Genomic DNA, 15,368 nt, shown 5'->3' with positions numbered 1-15,368 from the left:
TAGCGGGCACCGGCGCAAAAACACCCGCGTCTTCCCTGTGAGCCTTGTTTTGCGGTCCTTTTTCCCCCTTCCGGTCACATCTTTTGACGTTAAGCTTAACGAGTCGCGCCCAGAACGAAGGCGCGAGACAGGGAAAGAGGGACCACACATGGCCGATCAGCAGAGCAGTGACCGCCAGTTCACGGACGAGGAACTCCAAGATCTCGTCGCCTCGTCGGATGCGGGCGCGCGCACGCCCAATGCCAAGGGCGTCGCGCTTCTGATCGGGGGGCTGTCGCTGGCCTGGTCGCTGTTCCAGCTCTGGATCGCGCAGCCGCAGCTGTGGTTCGGCGGGTTCAGCTGGGTCACGGTCCTGAACTCGTCGCAGACGCGGCCGATCCACCTGGCCTTTGCACTGATCCTCGCCTATCTCTGCTACCCCGCTTTCAAGTCCAGCCCGCGCGACCGCGTGCCGCTGGCTGACTGGGTGCTCGGCATCGTGGCGACGGCCTGTGCGCTCTACGTGTTCTGGTTCGCCGACTACCTGGCCGAAACCGCACGCTCGGGCCTGCCGACGCAGACGCAGGTCATCATCGGCTCCATCGGTATCGTCCTGCTGCTCGAAGCGTCGCGCCGCGCCCTGGGCCCCGCGCTGACCATCGTCGGCGCGATCTTCCTGGCCTACGCCTATTTCGGCGAGGGCTGGCTGATCCCCGATCTCATCGCGCATGAGGGCCTGTCCTTCACCGCGCTCATCAACGCGCAATGGCTGGATACGGCGGGTGTCTTCGGCATCCCGCTGGGCGTTTCGACGGCCTTCGTGTTCCTCTTCGTGCTGTTCGGCTCGCTGCTCGACAAGGCCGGCGCCGGCAACTACTTCATCCAGCTTGCCTTCGCGGGGCTCGGCCACCTGCGCGGCGGACCGGCCAAGGCGGCGGTCGTCGGATCGGCCATGACCGGCCTGATCTCGGGCTCGTCCATCGCCAACGTGGTGACCACCGGCACGTTCACGATTCCCCTGATGAAGCGGGTTGGTTTCACCAGCGAACAGGCCGGCTCGGTCGAGGTGGCATCGTCGGTGAACGGCCAGATCATGCCCCCGGTCATGGGCGCCGCGGCCTTCCTGATGGTGGAATTCATCGGCATTTCCTACGTGCAGGTCATCAAGCACGCCTTCATTCCTGCCGTGATCTCGTACATCGCGCTGGTCTACATCGTGCACCTCGAAGCCCTGAAAAAGGACATGAAATCGCTGGGCGAAGGCGCCTCGCTGTTGCGCATGGCCCTGAACTTCGCCATCGGCTTCGCGATCTTCGGCGCGGGCTTCACCGCCCTGATCTATCTGCTGAACGGGCTGAACGCCGTGGTGCCGTCGCTGGTCGCGCCCATCGCCATGATCGGGCTCGGCGTCGTCTATCTCTACCTGGTGTGGGTGGCCGCGCGTCAGACCGACCTCGACCCCGAAACGCTTGAAGAGAAGGGCGGCGAGATCACGCTGCCCAAGGTTGCCGATGTCTGGAAGACCGGCCTTCACTACGTGCTGCCCATCCTGGTCCTCGTCTGGTTCCTGATGGTCGAACAGCAAAGCCCGGCCAAGTCGGCTTTCTACGCGACCGCGCTGATGCTGTTCATCATCATCACGCAGAAACCGCTGAAGGCCATGTTCCGCAAGGGCGAGTCCGTCGCGGTCGCAACCTCCGAAGGGTTCTATGACCTGATCGATGGCCTGATCGCCGGCGCGCGCAACATGATCGGCATCGGCGTCGCGACCGCCGCCGCCGGTATCATCGTGGCGACCGTGACGAAGACCCCCATCGGCACCGAACTGGCCGCGCTGGTCGAACAGCTGTCGGGCGGCGTGCTGATCATCATGCTGGTGCTCGTCGGCCTCTTCAGCCTGGTGCTGGGCATGGGCCTGCCGACGACCGCGAACTACATCGTGGTCAGCTCGCTCATGGCGGGCGTCGTCGTCAGCCTCGGCGCGCAGGAAGGCCTGATCGTGCCGCTGATCGCCGCGCACCTCTTCGTGTTCTACTTCGGCATCATGGCCGACGTGACGCCACCTGTGGGCCTGGCCAGTTTCGCGGCCGCCGCGGTGTCGGGGGGCGACCCGATCAAGACCGGCTTCACCGCGTTCTTCTACAGCCTGCGGACCGTCGCCCTGCCCTTCCTGTTCATCTACAACCCGACGCTGATCCTTTACGGCGTCGACCTGGGCACGACGGCGGGCATCCTGCAGGCGGTGTTCGTCTTCATCGTCGCGACCTTCGCCATGCTGCTGTTCGCTGCCGCGACGCAGGGCTATTTCCTGGCCAAGTCCAAGATCTTCGAATCGATCCTGCTTCTGCTGGTGGCCTTCACCTTCTTCGTGCCGAACTTCTGGCTGAACCAGGTGAGCCCGCGCTTCGCCGACATCCCGCCCGCGCAGTTCGAACAGGCGCTGGCCGATGCCGAGCCGGGATCTCGGATCCGGGTCAGGATCTCGGGGCCGGACTTCAACACCGGCAACATGACCGAGACCACGCTGCCCATCGACGTGGCCGAGGGCGACCCCTCGACCCGCGTTCAGGAAACGGGCCTGATGCTGCGCCCGGGCGAGACCGAGGGCGCGCTGGAAGAGCCGATGTTCGGCACCAGCGTCCAGGAGCAGCTGAGCAATTTCGATTTCTATGCCGACGACCCCGTGCGCATCAGCCAGGTGCTGGCCCCGCGTGACCGGATGCCGGCGCAGATCTTCTACATCCCCGCCTTGCTTGTGCTGGGCCTGGTGATCGTGTTGCAACGCCGCCGCCAGACCAAACCCGCCTTCTGAGAGGGATACATCCATGTCACAGACCATCCTGCTGCCCGTCGACCTGTCCTCGTCCCCCTCGTGGGAACACGCGCTGCCCAAGGCGCTTGAGATGGCGAAGGGCGGTACGCTGCATGTCGTCACGGTCATCCCGAACTTCGGCTCGTCGATGGTGGGCGGTTATTTCTCCGACAGCTTCATGGAGCAGGCTCTGCACGAGATCGGCGAGGACCTGACCAAGTGGGTCAACGCCAACATTCCGTCCGAGCAGGACGTGAACCCCCACGTGGTGCACGGCCGGATCTACGAGGAGATCATCAAGGCGGGCGAGAACCTGGACGTGGACACGATCGTCATGGGCACGCCGCCGCATCACATGACCGAGTATCTGCTGGGCCCCAACGCGGCCCGGGTCGTGCGCCACTCGAAGAAGTCGGTCTATGTCGTCCGGGGCTGACAGCGCGGTCTTCGGCCGCTCCTCCGCCACGCTGTCCACGGCCAGCCACGGCGAGGGCGTCTACCTCTACGACACCGACGGGCGGCAATACCTGGACGGGTCCGGCGGCGCGGCGGTTTCGTGCCTGGGCCATTCGGACGAGAAGGTGCGCGCGGCCATCCACGGGCAGCTGGACAAGCTGGCCTTCGCCCATACCGGGTTCTTCACCTCCGAGCCGGCCGAGCGGCTGGCCCGCAAGCTGATCGACAACGCGCCGGGCGACATAGCCCGCGCCTACCTGCTGGCCGGCGGATCCGAGGCGGTCGAGGCCGCGCTGAAGCTCGCACGCCAGTACTTCCTGGAAATCGGCCAGCCGGGCCGCCACCGCGTCATCGCCCGGCGGCAGAGCTATCACGGCAACACGCTGGGCGCGCTGGCGGCCGGCGGCAACGCCTGGCGGCGCGAGAAATACGCGCCCCTGCTCATCGAGGTCAGCCACATCGCGCCCTGCTTCGCCTACCGCGAAAAGCACGCGGACGAGAGCCTGGAGGCCTATGGCCAGCGCGCCGCGAACGAGCTCGAGGCCGAGATCCAGCGGCTGGGTCCCGACAGCGTCATGGCCTTCATCGCCGAGCCCGTGGTAGGCGCCACGGCAGGGGCGGTCGATCCCGCACCCGGTTATTTCCAGCGCATACGCGAGATCTGCGACGCCCACGGCATCCTGCTGATCCTTGACGAGGTGATGTGCGGAATGGGGCGGACGGGCAGCCTGTTCGCCTGCGAGCAGGACGGCATCGCCCCCGATATCGTGACCATCGCCAAGGGCCTGGGCGCGGGCTACGCACCCATCGGCGCGATGCTGGCCTCCGAACGCATCTATCGCGCCATCGCCGACGGCTCGGGCAGTTTCCAGCACGGCCACACCTATCACGGCCACCCGCTGGCCGCCGCCGCGGGGGGCGCGGTGCTGGAGCGGCTGGTGGATGACGGGCTGGTCGCAGGCGTTCCCGGCAAGGGCGACCGGCTGGTCCAGGCGCTGCAGGCGCGGTTCGGCCAGCATCCCCATGTGGGCGATATCCGCGGTCGCGGCCTCTTCCGCGGGGTCGAACTGGTCGAGAACCGCGAGACCAAGGCCCCGTTCGAGCCGAGCCGCAAGATCAACGTGAAGGTCAAGAAGGCCGCCATGGCCGAAGGCCTGATCTGCTATCCCGCGGGTGGCACGGTCGATGGCAAATCAGGCGACCACATCCTGCTGGCCCCGCCCTTCATCATCAATGACGACCAGATCGACGAGCTGACCGACAAGCTGGGCCGCGCCATCGACACCGCCATCGCCGCGGCCTGATCGCCGCCCCGCGCCGGGCTTGCACGCAGGCATGCGGACGGTCCGCAGAGGTATTCGACGACCCGTGATGAAAGCGACCGCCGCGCCGTTTCGGGCGGCGTTCTGCCTGCCAACGGTGCGCCGTGAGTATTTGCAGACCAGTGATGTGGATTTGCGCCTCGTCGGTCGGGCAGGAGCCGAGACGGGGGCGGCGCGGTGAGGCGCCGCCGGATCAGAAGGCCCGGAAGGTCAGCGTCGTCAGCGTCCGCTCGATCCCGTCGATATCCAGCAGGTGATCGTTGATGTACTTGCCCACGTCCTGGCCCTTGGGGATGTAGAGCTTCAGCAGCAGGTCGAAATCGCCCGAGGTCGAGTAGAGCTCGGACTGCAATTCGCGCAGGACGATTTCTTCCGCGACCTTGTAGGCCGTACCGGGCCGGCACCGGATCTGGACGAAGACGCACTGCATCGGTTGGCTCCTTTTCCCTTGTCGCGGCATTTGACCATTCGCGCGCCGGGGTGACCAGCCCCCTTCCATGCGCCCGCGGAATGGTATTTGGTATACCAAAAGGAGGCACCAGATGATGACATTCGATTTCGAGGGACAGACAGCGGTCGTGACGGGCGGCGCGCAGGGGATCGGGCTTGCCGTGGCGCAGGTCCTGTCGGGCGCCGGCGCGAAGGTCGCCCTGTGGGACCGCGACGCCGACCTGGTGGCCGAGGTCGCCCGCAGCATGGACGGCTGCGAAGGCTTCGGCGCGGACGTGGCCGACTGGGACAGCGTGTCGGAGGCCATGGCCGCGACCGAGAACGCGCTGGGCGCGGTGTCGATCTGCGTGAACTCGGCCGGGATCGCGGGCAGCAATTCGCCGCTGGCCGATTACGATGTCGCCGAGTTCCAGCGCATCGTGAACGTGAACCTGATGGGCACCTTCCACGTGAACCGGGCCGTGGTGCCGGGGATGCGCAAGGCGGGCTACGGGCGGATCGTCAACATCGCCTCCATCGCCGGGAAGGAAGGCAACCCCAACGCCAGCGCCTATTCCTCGTCGAAGGCCGGCGTGATCGGGCTGACCAAGTCGCTGGGCAAGGAGCTGGCCGACATGGACATCGCCGTGAACTGCGTGACGCCAGCCGCCGCGCGCACCCGCATCTTCGACCAGATGAGCCAGGAGCATATCGACTACATGCTGTCGAAGATCCCGCGCGGCCGGTTCCTGGAACTGCCCGAGGCGGCGCAGATGATCGGCTTCCTGTGCTCGCGCGAGAACAGCTTCACCACCGGGGCGGCGTTCGACCTGTCGGGCGGGCGGGCCACCTACTGATGACGTTCCAGCCCGATTTCGCCCCGTCGCTGTCGCGGCTGGGCACCGAATCCGCGTTCGAGGTGCTGGCCCGCGCCGCGCGCATGCAGGCCGAGGGGCACGATGTCATCAATCTTGGCATCGGGCAGCCCGATTTTCGCACGCCCGACCATATCGTCGAGGCGGGCCGCAAGGCGCTGGCGGACGGCGCCCACGGCTACACGCCCGCCAACGGCCTGCCCGCCCTGCGCGAGGCGGTGGCGGCGGATCTCGAGGCGCGGCACAGGCTGGGCGGCGACACGGCGGTGCATCCCGACAGCGTGGTGGTCCAGCCGGGCGGCAAGCCGACCATGTTCTTCGCCTGTCTCATGTTCGGACGCCCAGGGGTCGAGATCCTGTATCCCAACCCGGGCTTCCCGATCTACGAGAGCGTCATCAACTACACCGGCGCGACACCCGTCCCCGTCGCCCTGAAGGAAGAGAACGGCTTCGCCTTCGACGCCGACACGGTGCTGGGCCAGATCACCGAGCGCACGCGGCTGATCATCATCAACTCGCCCGCCAATCCCACGGGCGGCGTCACGCCGAAGGCCGAGATCGACAAGCTGGTCGCGGGCCTGCAGGACCACCCGCACGTGGCGCTGATGTCCGACGAGATCTATTCGCAGATGCTGTATGGCGGGCGGGCGCATGTCTCGCTTCTGAGCTACCCCGAGATCCGGGACCGGCTGATCCTGCTGGACGGCTGGTCCAAGACATACGCCATGACCGGCTGGCGGCTGGGCTTCGCGATCTGGCCCGACAGCATGGTCGATCACGTCACACGGCTGTGCATCAACGACCACTCCTGCGTGAACGCGGCCACCCAGCACGCGGGGATCGCCGCGCTCAAGGGGCCGCAGGACGCGGTGCGGGACATGGTGGCCCAGTTCGACCGCCGCCGGACGCGCATCGTGGAATTGCTGAACGCCGTGCCGGGCATGCGCTGCGCCGATCCGGGCGGGGCCTTCTATGCCTTCCCGAATATCGAGGGCACGGGCCAGTCGGCGCGGCAGGCGCAGGACGTGTTCCTGTCCGACGCGCATGTGGCGACCGTGGCGGGCACGTCGTTCGGCGCCCATGGCGAGGGCTACCTGCGCTTCAGCTATGCGAACTCGATGGAGAACATCGAACGGGCGATCGAGCGGATCGGGACGCTGCTGGCCGACCGCTCATAGCTCAAGTTCCAGCGGGCAGTGGTCCGACACCTCGGGCGCGCGGACCACGTCGAACCGGCGCACGGCATCGGGATCATCGACCAGCATGTAATCGGCGAATTTCCCGGGCTTCGTATAATGCGAGGTCCGGGTGCCGTCATGGCCGCCCGCCGTCACCAGCTCTGTCAGGCCGTCGGCGCGCAGGATCTCCAGTGTTTCGCTGTCCGGCAGAACGTTGAAATCCCCGCAGACCACGCGCAGGTCGCCCGGACGTGACATCTGGCGCGACATGTCCCGCAGCCGCGCCGCCTGCGCCGCGCGTTCGGGCGTGTCCATCTTGCCGGCGAGATCGCGCAGGCCGTGCATATGCACGACGCTCACGGACCGGCCGAGATCGGCATCATGGACCCGCACGCCGTGGGCGCTGCGCGAGCGGGGATGCTCGCCGTAGCCGTCGTGCGCATAGTCCTTGTGAACGAACCCCTGAACCTGCCCGATGATGGGCCGCGCCCGGTGCACAAACGTGGCCAACCCCCAGAACGACGGGATCGCCGTCTCGCCCTGCCACAGCACGCCGCGCGCGGCGGGGCAGAAGACGGCCTGGTGGTCCGGCATGGCCGCGCATACGTCGCGAAAGAAATTCGCGCGCTGCGGCAGGACGTGATCGCCGTCCCGGTAGGTCAGCCAGTCGGCCTCAGTGTCGGGGGAATGCACGACCTCCTGCAGGCACAGGATATCGGGCGGCGCGTCCGCCAGCCACGGCAGGAGGTGGTCATGCAGCGTGCCGCCCCAGCCATTGAGACAAGTGATGCGCATCGGCCGGAACGGTCCCGCGAAAGGCTCAGTCGCCCTTGCCTTCCATCGCGTCGAGCCGAGCCTTCAGCGCGGCGTTCTCTTCGCGGGCCTTCTGGGCCATGGCGCGCACGGCGTCGAACTCCTCGCGCGTCACGAAGTCGCGATCGGCCAGCCAACGGTCGATCATGCCTTTCATGGCTGTCTCGGCCTCGTCCCTTGCGCCCTGGGCCACGCCCATGGCGTTGGTCATCAGCTGGCTGAGGTCATCGAACATCTTCGAGCGGGTTTGCATGGCGGCGGTCCTTTCGCGTGCTTTCACCCGATATGGCCCCGGCCGCGCGGATTCTCAACCTTGACACTTCCCGCACCCGCGGGCTCAACACCGGCCATGGTTTTCGCGATCCCCTTCCCCGACATCTCGCCCGAGATCTTCTCGATCGACCTGGGCGGGTTCACCTTCGCGCTGCGCTGGTACGCGATGGCCTATGTCGTGGGCATCCTGCTGGGCTGGCGACTGGCGGTGATGGCCGTGCGGCGCGACCACCTGTGGGCCGGCAATCGCGCGCCGATCGAACCGGGCCGGGTCGAGGACCTGATCACCGCCGTGATCCTGGGAATCCTGGTCGGCGGGCGGCTGGGCTTCGTGCTGTTCTACCAGCCCGGGTATTACCTGGCGAACCCCGCGCAGATCCCCGCGATCTGGCAGGGGGGCATGTCGTTTCACGGCGGGATGCTGGGCATGGCGGCGGGCGCCGCCTGGTTCGCCCGGCGCAACGGGATGGCGTGGATGTCGGTGCTGGACCTGCTGGCGCTCGGCACGCCGCCCGGCCTGTTGCTGGGGCGCATCGCCAACTTCATCAACGCCGAGCTGTGGGGGCGGCCCACCGACCTGCCCTGGGGCGTGATCTTCCCGGGCCCCGCCGCGCAGGATTGCCCGGGCGTCACCGGCCCTTGCGCGCGGCACCCCTCGCAGCTCTACGAGGCGGGGCTGGAGGGGATCGTCCTGGGCGGACTGATCCTGCTGGCCGTGTTCGCGCGGCGCTGGTTGAAGCGGCCGGGCCAGGTCACGGGGCTGTTCCTCATGGGCTACGGCGCGGCGCGCATCTTCGTCGAGCTCTTCCGCCAGGCCGACGCGCAGTTCATCACACCCGATAACCCCATGGGATACGTGGTGCAGATCGGCGCTGCGGGCCTTTCGATGGGACAGCTCCTGTCGCTGCCCATGGTGGCGCTGGGTGCGGCCTTCTGGCTGCGCGCCCGGACGCGGGCGGCCGCATGACGACACCGCTGGCCGAGCGTCTCGTCCGCCAGATCCACGCCACCGGGCCGATCACCGTGGCGGACTACATGACCGCCTGCCTGATGCACCCCGAGCACGGCTACTACACCACCCGCGATCCGCTGGGCGCCACGGGCGATTTCGTGACCGCGCCCGAGATCAGTCAGATGTTCGGCGAGCTGGTGGGACTCGCGCTGGCCCAGGCCTGGCTGGACCGGGGCGCCCCCGAGGCGGTGCTGGTCGAGCTTGGACCCGGGCGCGGCACGCTGATGGCGGACCTCCTGCGCGCCACGCGTGGCGTGCCCGGCTTTCGCGACCGGGTGAAGGTCTTGCTGATCGAGGGATCCCCCCGTCTGCGCGCCGCGCAGGCCGAAACGCTGAAGGATTCGGCCATGGAGTGGATCGACACCCTGTCCGACGTTCCGCCCAAGCCGATTTTCCTCGTCGCCAACGAGCTGTTCGACGCCCTGCCCGTCCGCCAGTTCCTGCGCGACGGCGACCTGTGGCGGGAACGGCTGGTCGCGGTGCGCGACGGCGCGTTGGGCTTCGGTCTCAGCGACCCCGCGCCCATGGCGGACCTGGCGCCGCGCCTCGACGACACGGCCGACGGCGACATGGTCGAGACCTGCGGACCCGCCCGAGCGCTTGCGGCCGAGATCGGTGGCCACGTGGCAGACCACGGCGGCGCGGCGTTGATCGTCGATTACGGGTCGGAAAGATCACTGGGGGACACGTTCCAGGCTCTGCGGGCGCATCAGAAGGTCGATCCGCTCGCCACCCCCGGTCAGGCCGACCTGACCGCGCATGTGGATTTCGGGGCACTGGCGGACGCGGCCCCCTGCGCGGCGACTGCGGCGGTGCCGCAGGGCGTCTGGCTCGAGCGGCTGGGCATCACCGCCCGGGCGCAATCGCTGGCGCGTGGTCTCACCGGCGAGGCGCTCGACACCCACGTGGCCGCGCACAGGCGGTTGACCCACCCCGACGAGATGGGCACCCTTTTCAAGGTGATGGCCTTGCACGATGCTGCGGGTCCGCCTCCCGGTCTTGATCCCTTCGTGCCAGATGACGCTTGAAATCCTTACCTCCGACCTGCTGCAGCCCTTCCGCCACGGCTTTTTCACCCGGGCGGGCGGCGCGTCGTCGGGCGTGTTCCACGGGCTGAACTGCGGGTACGGCTCGTCCGACCAACACGATATCGTGCGGATCAACCGCGACCGCGTGGCCCACGCGATGGATGTGGCGCCACCGGCGCTGACAGGGGTGCACCAGGTCCATTCGCCGCGCGTCGTGCATGTGGACGAGGTCGACCCGACAGCCCCGCCCGAGGCCGACGGCATCGTCAGCACCCGTCCCGATCGGGCCATCAGCGTGCTGACCGCCGATTGCATGCCGATCCTTCTGGGCGACCCCGAGGCCGGGGTCGTCGGCGCGGCCCATGCCGGCTGGCGCGGCGCGCTGTCCGGCGTGATCGAGGCGACGCTCGACGCCATGGAGACGGCCGGCGCCCGGCGCGAACGGGTCGCCGCCGTCATAGGCCCCAGCATCAGCCAGGCATCCTACGAGGTCGGCCCCGAGATGTTCGACGACATCACCGCCGACGCCCCCGAGACGCAGCGCTTCTTCGCCGCGGGCGCGGGCGACAGGATGCAGTTCGACCTGCCGGGATACGGGCTCTGGCGGCTGCGCCGCGCAGGGGTGGGCCAGGCCGAATGGGTGCGCCATTGCACCTATGCAGACCCGCTGCGCTTCTTCTCGTATCGCCGCTCCACGCACCGGCAGGAGGCCGATTACGGCCGCCTGATCGCGGCGATCCGGGCCTGACACGGCGCACGGGACGGCACGGTCTCACCGCCGAATGGTCGCCCAGACGTCCAGAAACCGCCCCAATTGACCCGCATCTTTTCAAGGCAAACCGGCTCGATGAGCCACTTGAAAGGATGCCCCAGATGACCAAGCGCCGCTGGCTCGCCGCCGCCATCGCCGAATCCAAGAAGCCTCAGCCCACGCCCGCGTTCGCGCGCGGCGCCCGGAGCGACCGCAAGGTGGTCCCCGCCCTGCGCGCCAGCGCCTGAGGCCCGACGCGCCGCCCCGCCGGGCGGCGTTTTCATCCCGACCGTTGCCCGCGCCTGTCGCGGCGTCCGACAACAGCCAGGAGGGTTCATGGCCAGCCTCGACACCAATACGCCGCCGCACGCTTTTCCGCCCTCGAACAAGCCGTGGACGGTACGGCGCCAGACCGCGCCCGAACAGATCATGCCGCCGCTGACCCAGCGCTACCAGGTGGCGTGGCTCGACAGCGCGGGACAGGTCCAGGATTTCGTGCGCATGGGGCCGCAGGTGCCCTTGTTCACGCAGGCCTTCACCGCGCTGGTGCGCGGCGCGCTGCTGAACACGCCGAACGGGCCCATCGCGGTCGAGGATGCCTATCCCGGGCTCGAGATCGTGACCGAGAAAGGCGTCATGCAACTGGCCTGGGTGGGCAGTCACACCGTCCTTCCCGGCGCGCGGGGCAAACCGCTCTACCGTCTGCCGGTGGATGCGCTGGGGGTGGGTCGCCCGACGCCCGACCTGATCCTGGGCACGGCCGCCCGGATCGTCACCCGCCGCTCGGTGCTGCAATCGCTGATCGGCGCGGACGAGGCTTTGGTCCCCATCGGGGGGCTGGTCGACGGGCAAAGCGTCATCCAGATCACGCCCCTGTCCGCGGTGCAGTGCTATCACCTTGGCTTCGCGCGGCACGTGACCTTCAAGGTCAACGGGATCGAGCTGGAAAGCGTGCATCCCGGCACGCTAGACCCCGCCATGGGCCACGAGATGCAGCGCTTCTACATGTCGATGTTCCCGCACCTGAACTCGGCCCGCGATTTCGGCAAGCTCGCCATGACACGGCTCGCCGAACACCAGGTGGCCGACCTGGTGGCCGCCTGACGCCCTGAAATCTACTCGTTTAGGGATCGAGGGCCGGCCACGCGTCGGCCCTTTGTCTTTGGGGGAACGGCCCGCCTCAGGCGGTGCGCGCCAACCGATCTTCCAGCACGTCGAAGGGCACGCCCGGCGCGTCCTTGGCCACCCGGATGACCAGCGATGTCTTCACGCTGCCCACGTTCGGCGCGCTGGTCAGTTGCGACGTCAGGAACGCCTGGAAAGTCGACAGATCGGGCGCCACGCATTTCAGGATGAAATCGACCTCGCCGTTCAGCATGTGGCATTCGCGAACCAGCGGCCAATCGCGGCAGCGCGCCTCGAAAGCCGACAGGTCGGCCTCGGCCTGGCTTTGCAGACCCACCATGGCGAAGACCTGCACCTCGAACCCCAGGCCCCGCGAATCGACCTTCGCGTGGTAGCCCTTGATGAAGCCCTGCTCTTCCAACGTGCGCACCCGGCGCAGGCAGGGCGGCGCGGAAATGCCCACGCGCTTGGCCAGTTCGACATTGGTCATGCGCCCGTCGGCCTGCAATTCCGCAAGGATCAGTCGGTCGATCGCGTCAAGCTTGTGCCCGGCCATGTCATCCTCGCCGCTATTTTCTGAGACTTACGTTTGCCTTACGCTCGGCGCAATATTATTTCAAGAGCGCGCAACATTATTCGGCACATTCGCGTCACCTGCCGAACGACGCCGGGGGTTTCGGCCCGACCGGTCTGCGCCTATATCCCTGTAAACCACAGATCCGCAGGAGCGTTCCGATGGCCGACACCCGCCACGTAAAAGTTCTGATCATCGGCTCGGGGCCCGCGGGCTACACCGCCGCCGTCTATGCCGCACGCGCGATGCTCGCCCCGGTGCTGATCCAGGGCCTGCAACCGGGCGGCCAGCTGACCATCACCACCGATGTCGAGAACTGGCCGGGCGAGTCGTCGATCATGGGGCCCGACCTGATGGTGCGGATGGAAGCCCACGCCCGCGACACCGGCGCCGAGATCGTGTCGGACTACGTCACCTCGGTCGACCTGTCCAAGCGCCCGTTCACCGCCACCTGCGACAGCGGTGACGTCTACACCGCCGACGCGCTGATCCTCGCCACCGGCGCCCAGGCCAAGTGGCTGGGCCTGCCGTCCGAGGACGAGTTCAAGGGCTTCGGCGTGTCGGCCTGCGCCACCTGCGACGGCTTCTTCTATCGCGGGCAGGAGGTCGCCGTTGTCGGCGGCGGCAACACCGCGGTGGAGGAGGCCCTGTTCCTCACCAACTTCGCCAGCAAGGTGACCCTGATCCATCGCCGCGACACCCTGCGGGCCGAGAAGATCCTCCAGCACCGCCTGCTGAACCACCCCAAGGTCGAGGTTCTGTGGGACCATCAGCTGGACCATGTCTACGGCGCCGACAGCCCCAAGGGCGTCGAGGGCGTCGCGGCCAAGCATGTGGAAACGGGCGAGATCACCAAGGTGCCGGTGACGGGCGTGTTCATCGCCATCGGCCACGCGCCCGCGTCCGAGCTGGTGGCCGACCAGCTCGACACCCATCACGGCGGATACGTCGTCACCAAGCCCGACAGCACCGAGACGTCGATTCCCGGCGTCTTCGCCGCGGGCGACCTGACCGACCACGTCTACCGCCAGGCGGTGACCAGCGCCGGCATGGGCTGCATGGCCGCGCTCGAGGCCGAGCGCTTCCTGGCAGCGCAGGGCGAGGACAGCGGCAAGGTCGAGACCAATCCGCTCGGCTACGGCGCGGAAGTCCCGGCGCAGTAATCCGGCCATGGCCAATACGCTCTACGACGCGCTTTACGGGGGGCACGCGGACAACGCGGCCCCCTTTCTGCATCTGCCCGATGGCGGAACGATCAGCTACGCCGCCTTCGTCGGCCGCGCGGCCCAATTCGCCCACGCCCTGACCGACCTCGGCCTTGCGCCGGGCGATCGGGTGGCGCTGCAACTGCCCAAGCTGCCGGACACGCTGGCGCTGATGGCGGGCTGCACGCAGGCGGGCCTGATCTTCCTGCCGCTCAACACCGGCTACACCGCCGACGAACTTGCCTATTTCGTCGAAGACAGCGGCGCCCGCGTCTTCGTCTGCGCCCCCGATAGCGCGGACGCGCTCGCGCCCATGGCCAAAGGCGCCGGCGTGCGCCTGCTGACGCTCGGGGCCACGGGCGGGACGCTGCAGGGCCGCGCAGACGCCGCGCCCGACAGTTTCGCGACCGTGACGCGCGGCCCGGACGACCTGGCCGCGTTTCTCTACACCTCGGGCACCACGGGCCGGTCCAAGGGCGCGATGCTCAGCCACGACAACCTGCTTTCGAACGCGCGCACGCTGGTCGATCACTGGCGCTTCTCTCAGGGGGACACGCTGCTGCACGCGCTGCCGATCTTCCACACCCACGGGCTGTTCGTCGGCACCAACGTCACGCTCCTGGCGGGCGGTTCGATGATCTTCCTGCCCGGCTTCGATATCGATGCGATGATCGCCCATATGCCGCGGGCCACGGCGCTGATGGGCGTTCCGACCTTTTACACCCGCCTGCTGGACGACGACCGCTTCGACGGCGAGCTGACGGCGAAAATGCGGGTCTTCATCTCGGGCTCGGCGCCGCTGCTGGCCGAGACCCACCGCCGGTTCGAGGACCGGACCGGACACCGCATCCTCGAACGCTACGGCATGACCGAGACGAACATGAACACCTCGAACCCCTACGAGGGGGACCGTCGGGCCGGCACCGTGGGCCTGCCGCTGCCGGGGGTCGAGCTGAAGATCTGCGATCCCGAGACGGGTGACGTCGTGCCTGTGGGCGAAACCGGCGTCATCGAGGTGCGCGGCCCGAACGTCTTCAAGGGCTACTGGCAGATGCCCGAGAAGACCGCCGGAGAGCTGCGGGAGGACGGCTTCTTCATCACCGGCGACCTGGCGACGCAAGATGCCGACGGCTACGTCACCATCGTCGGCCGCGCGAAGGATCTCATCATCTCGGGCGGCTATAACGTCTATCCGAAAGAGCTCGAGGACCTGCTCGACCGCCAACCCGGCGTGCTTGAATCCGCCGTGGTCGGCGCACCGCATCCCGATTTCGGCGAAACGCCGGTGGCCTTCCTGGTGCCCGAGGGCGACGGGCCGGACATCGCGGCGATCGAGGCGACGGTGCGCGACAGGCTGGCCCGCTACAAGCACCCCGCGCGCTACGCCGTCATCGACGCCCTGCCGCGCAACACCATGGGCAAGGTGCAGAAGGCGGCCTTGCGGAATCGCGCCGCCGAGGGCTGAGCGGGAAACAATCGGGCACGCGGCGCGGCACCGGTTCCCTGCGCGCGGCAGGACTCCGGTGATTTCGGCCC

16 protein-coding genes are annotated in these 15,368 nt (G+C 67.9%); 12 read left to right on the top strand and 4 right to left on the bottom strand.

The features are described 5' to 3' along the window. Positions 1 to 148: 148 nt before the first annotated feature. The 3 genes from BUB76_RS07045 to BUB76_RS07035 are packed head-to-tail and all read left to right on the top strand — an operon-like array spanning position 149 to position 4,551. Positions 149 to 2,791, top strand: coding sequence for a TRAP transporter permease (locus BUB76_RS07045; RefSeq protein WP_073128041.1), 2,643 nt, complete (start codon positions 149 to 151; stop codon positions 2,789 to 2,791). 13 nt (positions 2,792 to 2,804) lie between these two features. Continuing rightward, positions 2,805 to 3,227 carry a universal stress protein gene (locus tag BUB76_RS07040; RefSeq protein ID WP_073128040.1) on the top strand — a complete coding sequence of 141 codons (423 nt, stop codon included), beginning with the start codon at positions 2,805 to 2,807 and terminating at the stop codon, positions 3,225 to 3,227. Next, on the top strand, positions 3,211 to 4,551 hold the full coding sequence (locus BUB76_RS07035) for an aspartate aminotransferase family protein (RefSeq protein WP_073128039.1): 1,341 nt from the start codon (positions 3,211 to 3,213) through the stop codon (positions 4,549 to 4,551). The genes BUB76_RS07040 and BUB76_RS07035 overlap by 17 nt, the downstream gene beginning before the upstream one ends. Positions 4,552 to 4,762: 211 nt before the next feature. On the opposite strand, the gene BUB76_RS07030 is transcribed toward BUB76_RS07035, so the two are convergent. Next, positions 4,763 to 4,999 carry an Lrp/AsnC ligand binding domain-containing protein gene (locus BUB76_RS07030; protein ID WP_073128038.1) on the bottom strand — a complete coding sequence of 79 codons (237 nt, stop codon included), beginning with the start codon at positions 4,997 to 4,999 and terminating at the stop codon, positions 4,763 to 4,765. 112 nt (positions 5,000 to 5,111) lie between these two features. Between BUB76_RS07030 and BUB76_RS07025 the strand changes: the two genes are divergently transcribed. Together BUB76_RS07025 and BUB76_RS07020 are read left to right on the top strand one after the other, a co-directional pair. Further along, on the top strand, positions 5,112 to 5,855 hold the full coding sequence (locus BUB76_RS07025) for an SDR family NAD(P)-dependent oxidoreductase (RefSeq protein ID WP_073128037.1): 744 nt from the start codon (positions 5,112 to 5,114) through the stop codon (positions 5,853 to 5,855). Continuing rightward, entirely contained in the window at positions 5,855 to 7,051 is a 1,197-nt protein-coding gene (locus BUB76_RS07020; protein WP_073128036.1) for a pyridoxal phosphate-dependent aminotransferase, read from the top strand. Before BUB76_RS07025 ends, BUB76_RS07020 begins: the two co-directional genes overlap by 1 nt. Here BUB76_RS07020 and BUB76_RS07015 read toward each other — a convergent pair. After that, a complete protein-coding gene (locus BUB76_RS07015; RefSeq protein WP_073128035.1) occupies positions 7,046 to 7,846 on the bottom strand; it encodes an endonuclease/exonuclease/phosphatase family protein in 801 nt (266 codons plus the stop codon). The two genes, BUB76_RS07020 and BUB76_RS07015, sit on opposite strands and share 6 nt — an antisense overlap. Before the next feature lie 25 nt (positions 7,847 to 7,871). Beyond that, entirely contained in the window at positions 7,872 to 8,117 is a 246-nt protein-coding gene (locus BUB76_RS07010) for an accessory factor UbiK family protein (RefSeq protein ID WP_073128034.1), read from the bottom strand. Between the two features lie 96 nt (positions 8,118 to 8,213). Here BUB76_RS07010 and lgt point away from each other — a divergent pair, with 96 nt between their 5' ends. The 5 genes from lgt to BUB76_RS06990 all read left to right on the top strand — a co-directional run bounded on the left by lgt (position 8,214) and on the right by BUB76_RS06990 (position 12,032). Further along, the gene (gene lgt / locus BUB76_RS07005) at positions 8,214 to 9,104 is read left to right on the top strand and encodes a prolipoprotein diacylglyceryl transferase (RefSeq protein WP_073128033.1); all 891 of its coding nucleotides are present in this window, start codon (positions 8,214 to 8,216) and stop codon (positions 9,102 to 9,104) included. Continuing rightward, positions 9,101 to 10,177 (top strand): class I SAM-dependent methyltransferase, encoded by a 1,077-nt coding sequence (locus BUB76_RS07000; RefSeq protein ID WP_073128032.1) that lies wholly within the window; start codon positions 9,101 to 9,103, stop codon positions 10,175 to 10,177. Before lgt ends, BUB76_RS07000 begins: the two co-directional genes overlap by 4 nt. Beyond that, a complete protein-coding gene (gene pgeF, locus BUB76_RS06995) occupies positions 10,167 to 10,925 on the top strand; it encodes a peptidoglycan editing factor PgeF (protein WP_073128095.1) in 759 nt (252 codons plus the stop codon). The genes BUB76_RS07000 and pgeF overlap by 11 nt, the downstream gene beginning before the upstream one ends. A 125-nt stretch (positions 10,926 to 11,050) precedes the next feature. After that, a complete protein-coding gene (locus BUB76_RS18250; RefSeq protein ID WP_269085817.1) occupies positions 11,051 to 11,176 on the top strand; it encodes a hypothetical protein in 126 nt (41 codons plus the stop codon). Positions 11,177 to 11,264: 88 nt separating this feature from the next. Beyond that, complete coding sequence (locus BUB76_RS06990; protein ID WP_084140576.1) at positions 11,265 to 12,032, top strand: Hint domain-containing protein; 768 nt, start codon at positions 11,265 to 11,267, stop codon at positions 12,030 to 12,032. Positions 12,033 to 12,108: 76 nt separating this feature from the next. Here BUB76_RS06990 and BUB76_RS06985 read toward each other — a convergent pair whose 3' ends face one another. Continuing rightward, positions 12,109 to 12,609 carry an Lrp/AsnC family transcriptional regulator gene (locus BUB76_RS06985; protein ID WP_073128031.1) on the bottom strand — a complete coding sequence of 167 codons (501 nt, stop codon included), beginning with the start codon at positions 12,607 to 12,609 and terminating at the stop codon, positions 12,109 to 12,111. Positions 12,610 to 12,788: 179 nt separating this feature from the next. Between BUB76_RS06985 and trxB the strand changes: the two genes are divergently transcribed. Beyond that, complete coding sequence (gene trxB / locus BUB76_RS06980) at positions 12,789 to 13,790, top strand: thioredoxin-disulfide reductase (protein ID WP_073128030.1); 1,002 nt, start codon at positions 12,789 to 12,791, stop codon at positions 13,788 to 13,790. A gap of 7 nt (positions 13,791 to 13,797) precedes the next feature. Beyond that, positions 13,798 to 15,297: a malonate--CoA ligase gene (locus BUB76_RS06975; protein ID WP_073128029.1), complete on the top strand. Its 1,500-nt coding sequence runs from the start codon at positions 13,798 to 13,800 to the stop codon at positions 15,295 to 15,297. Positions 15,298 to 15,368: the final 71 nt, after the last annotated feature.

Origin of the sequence: Palleronia salina (genome assembly GCF_900141995.1) — a bacterium.
In the GTDB taxonomy this organism is placed as follows: Bacteria; Pseudomonadota; Alphaproteobacteria; order Rhodobacterales; family Rhodobacteraceae; genus Palleronia; species Palleronia salina.
Note: the sequence above shows the minus strand (reverse complement) of the source record. Positions and strands in the feature narration are given on the sequence as shown.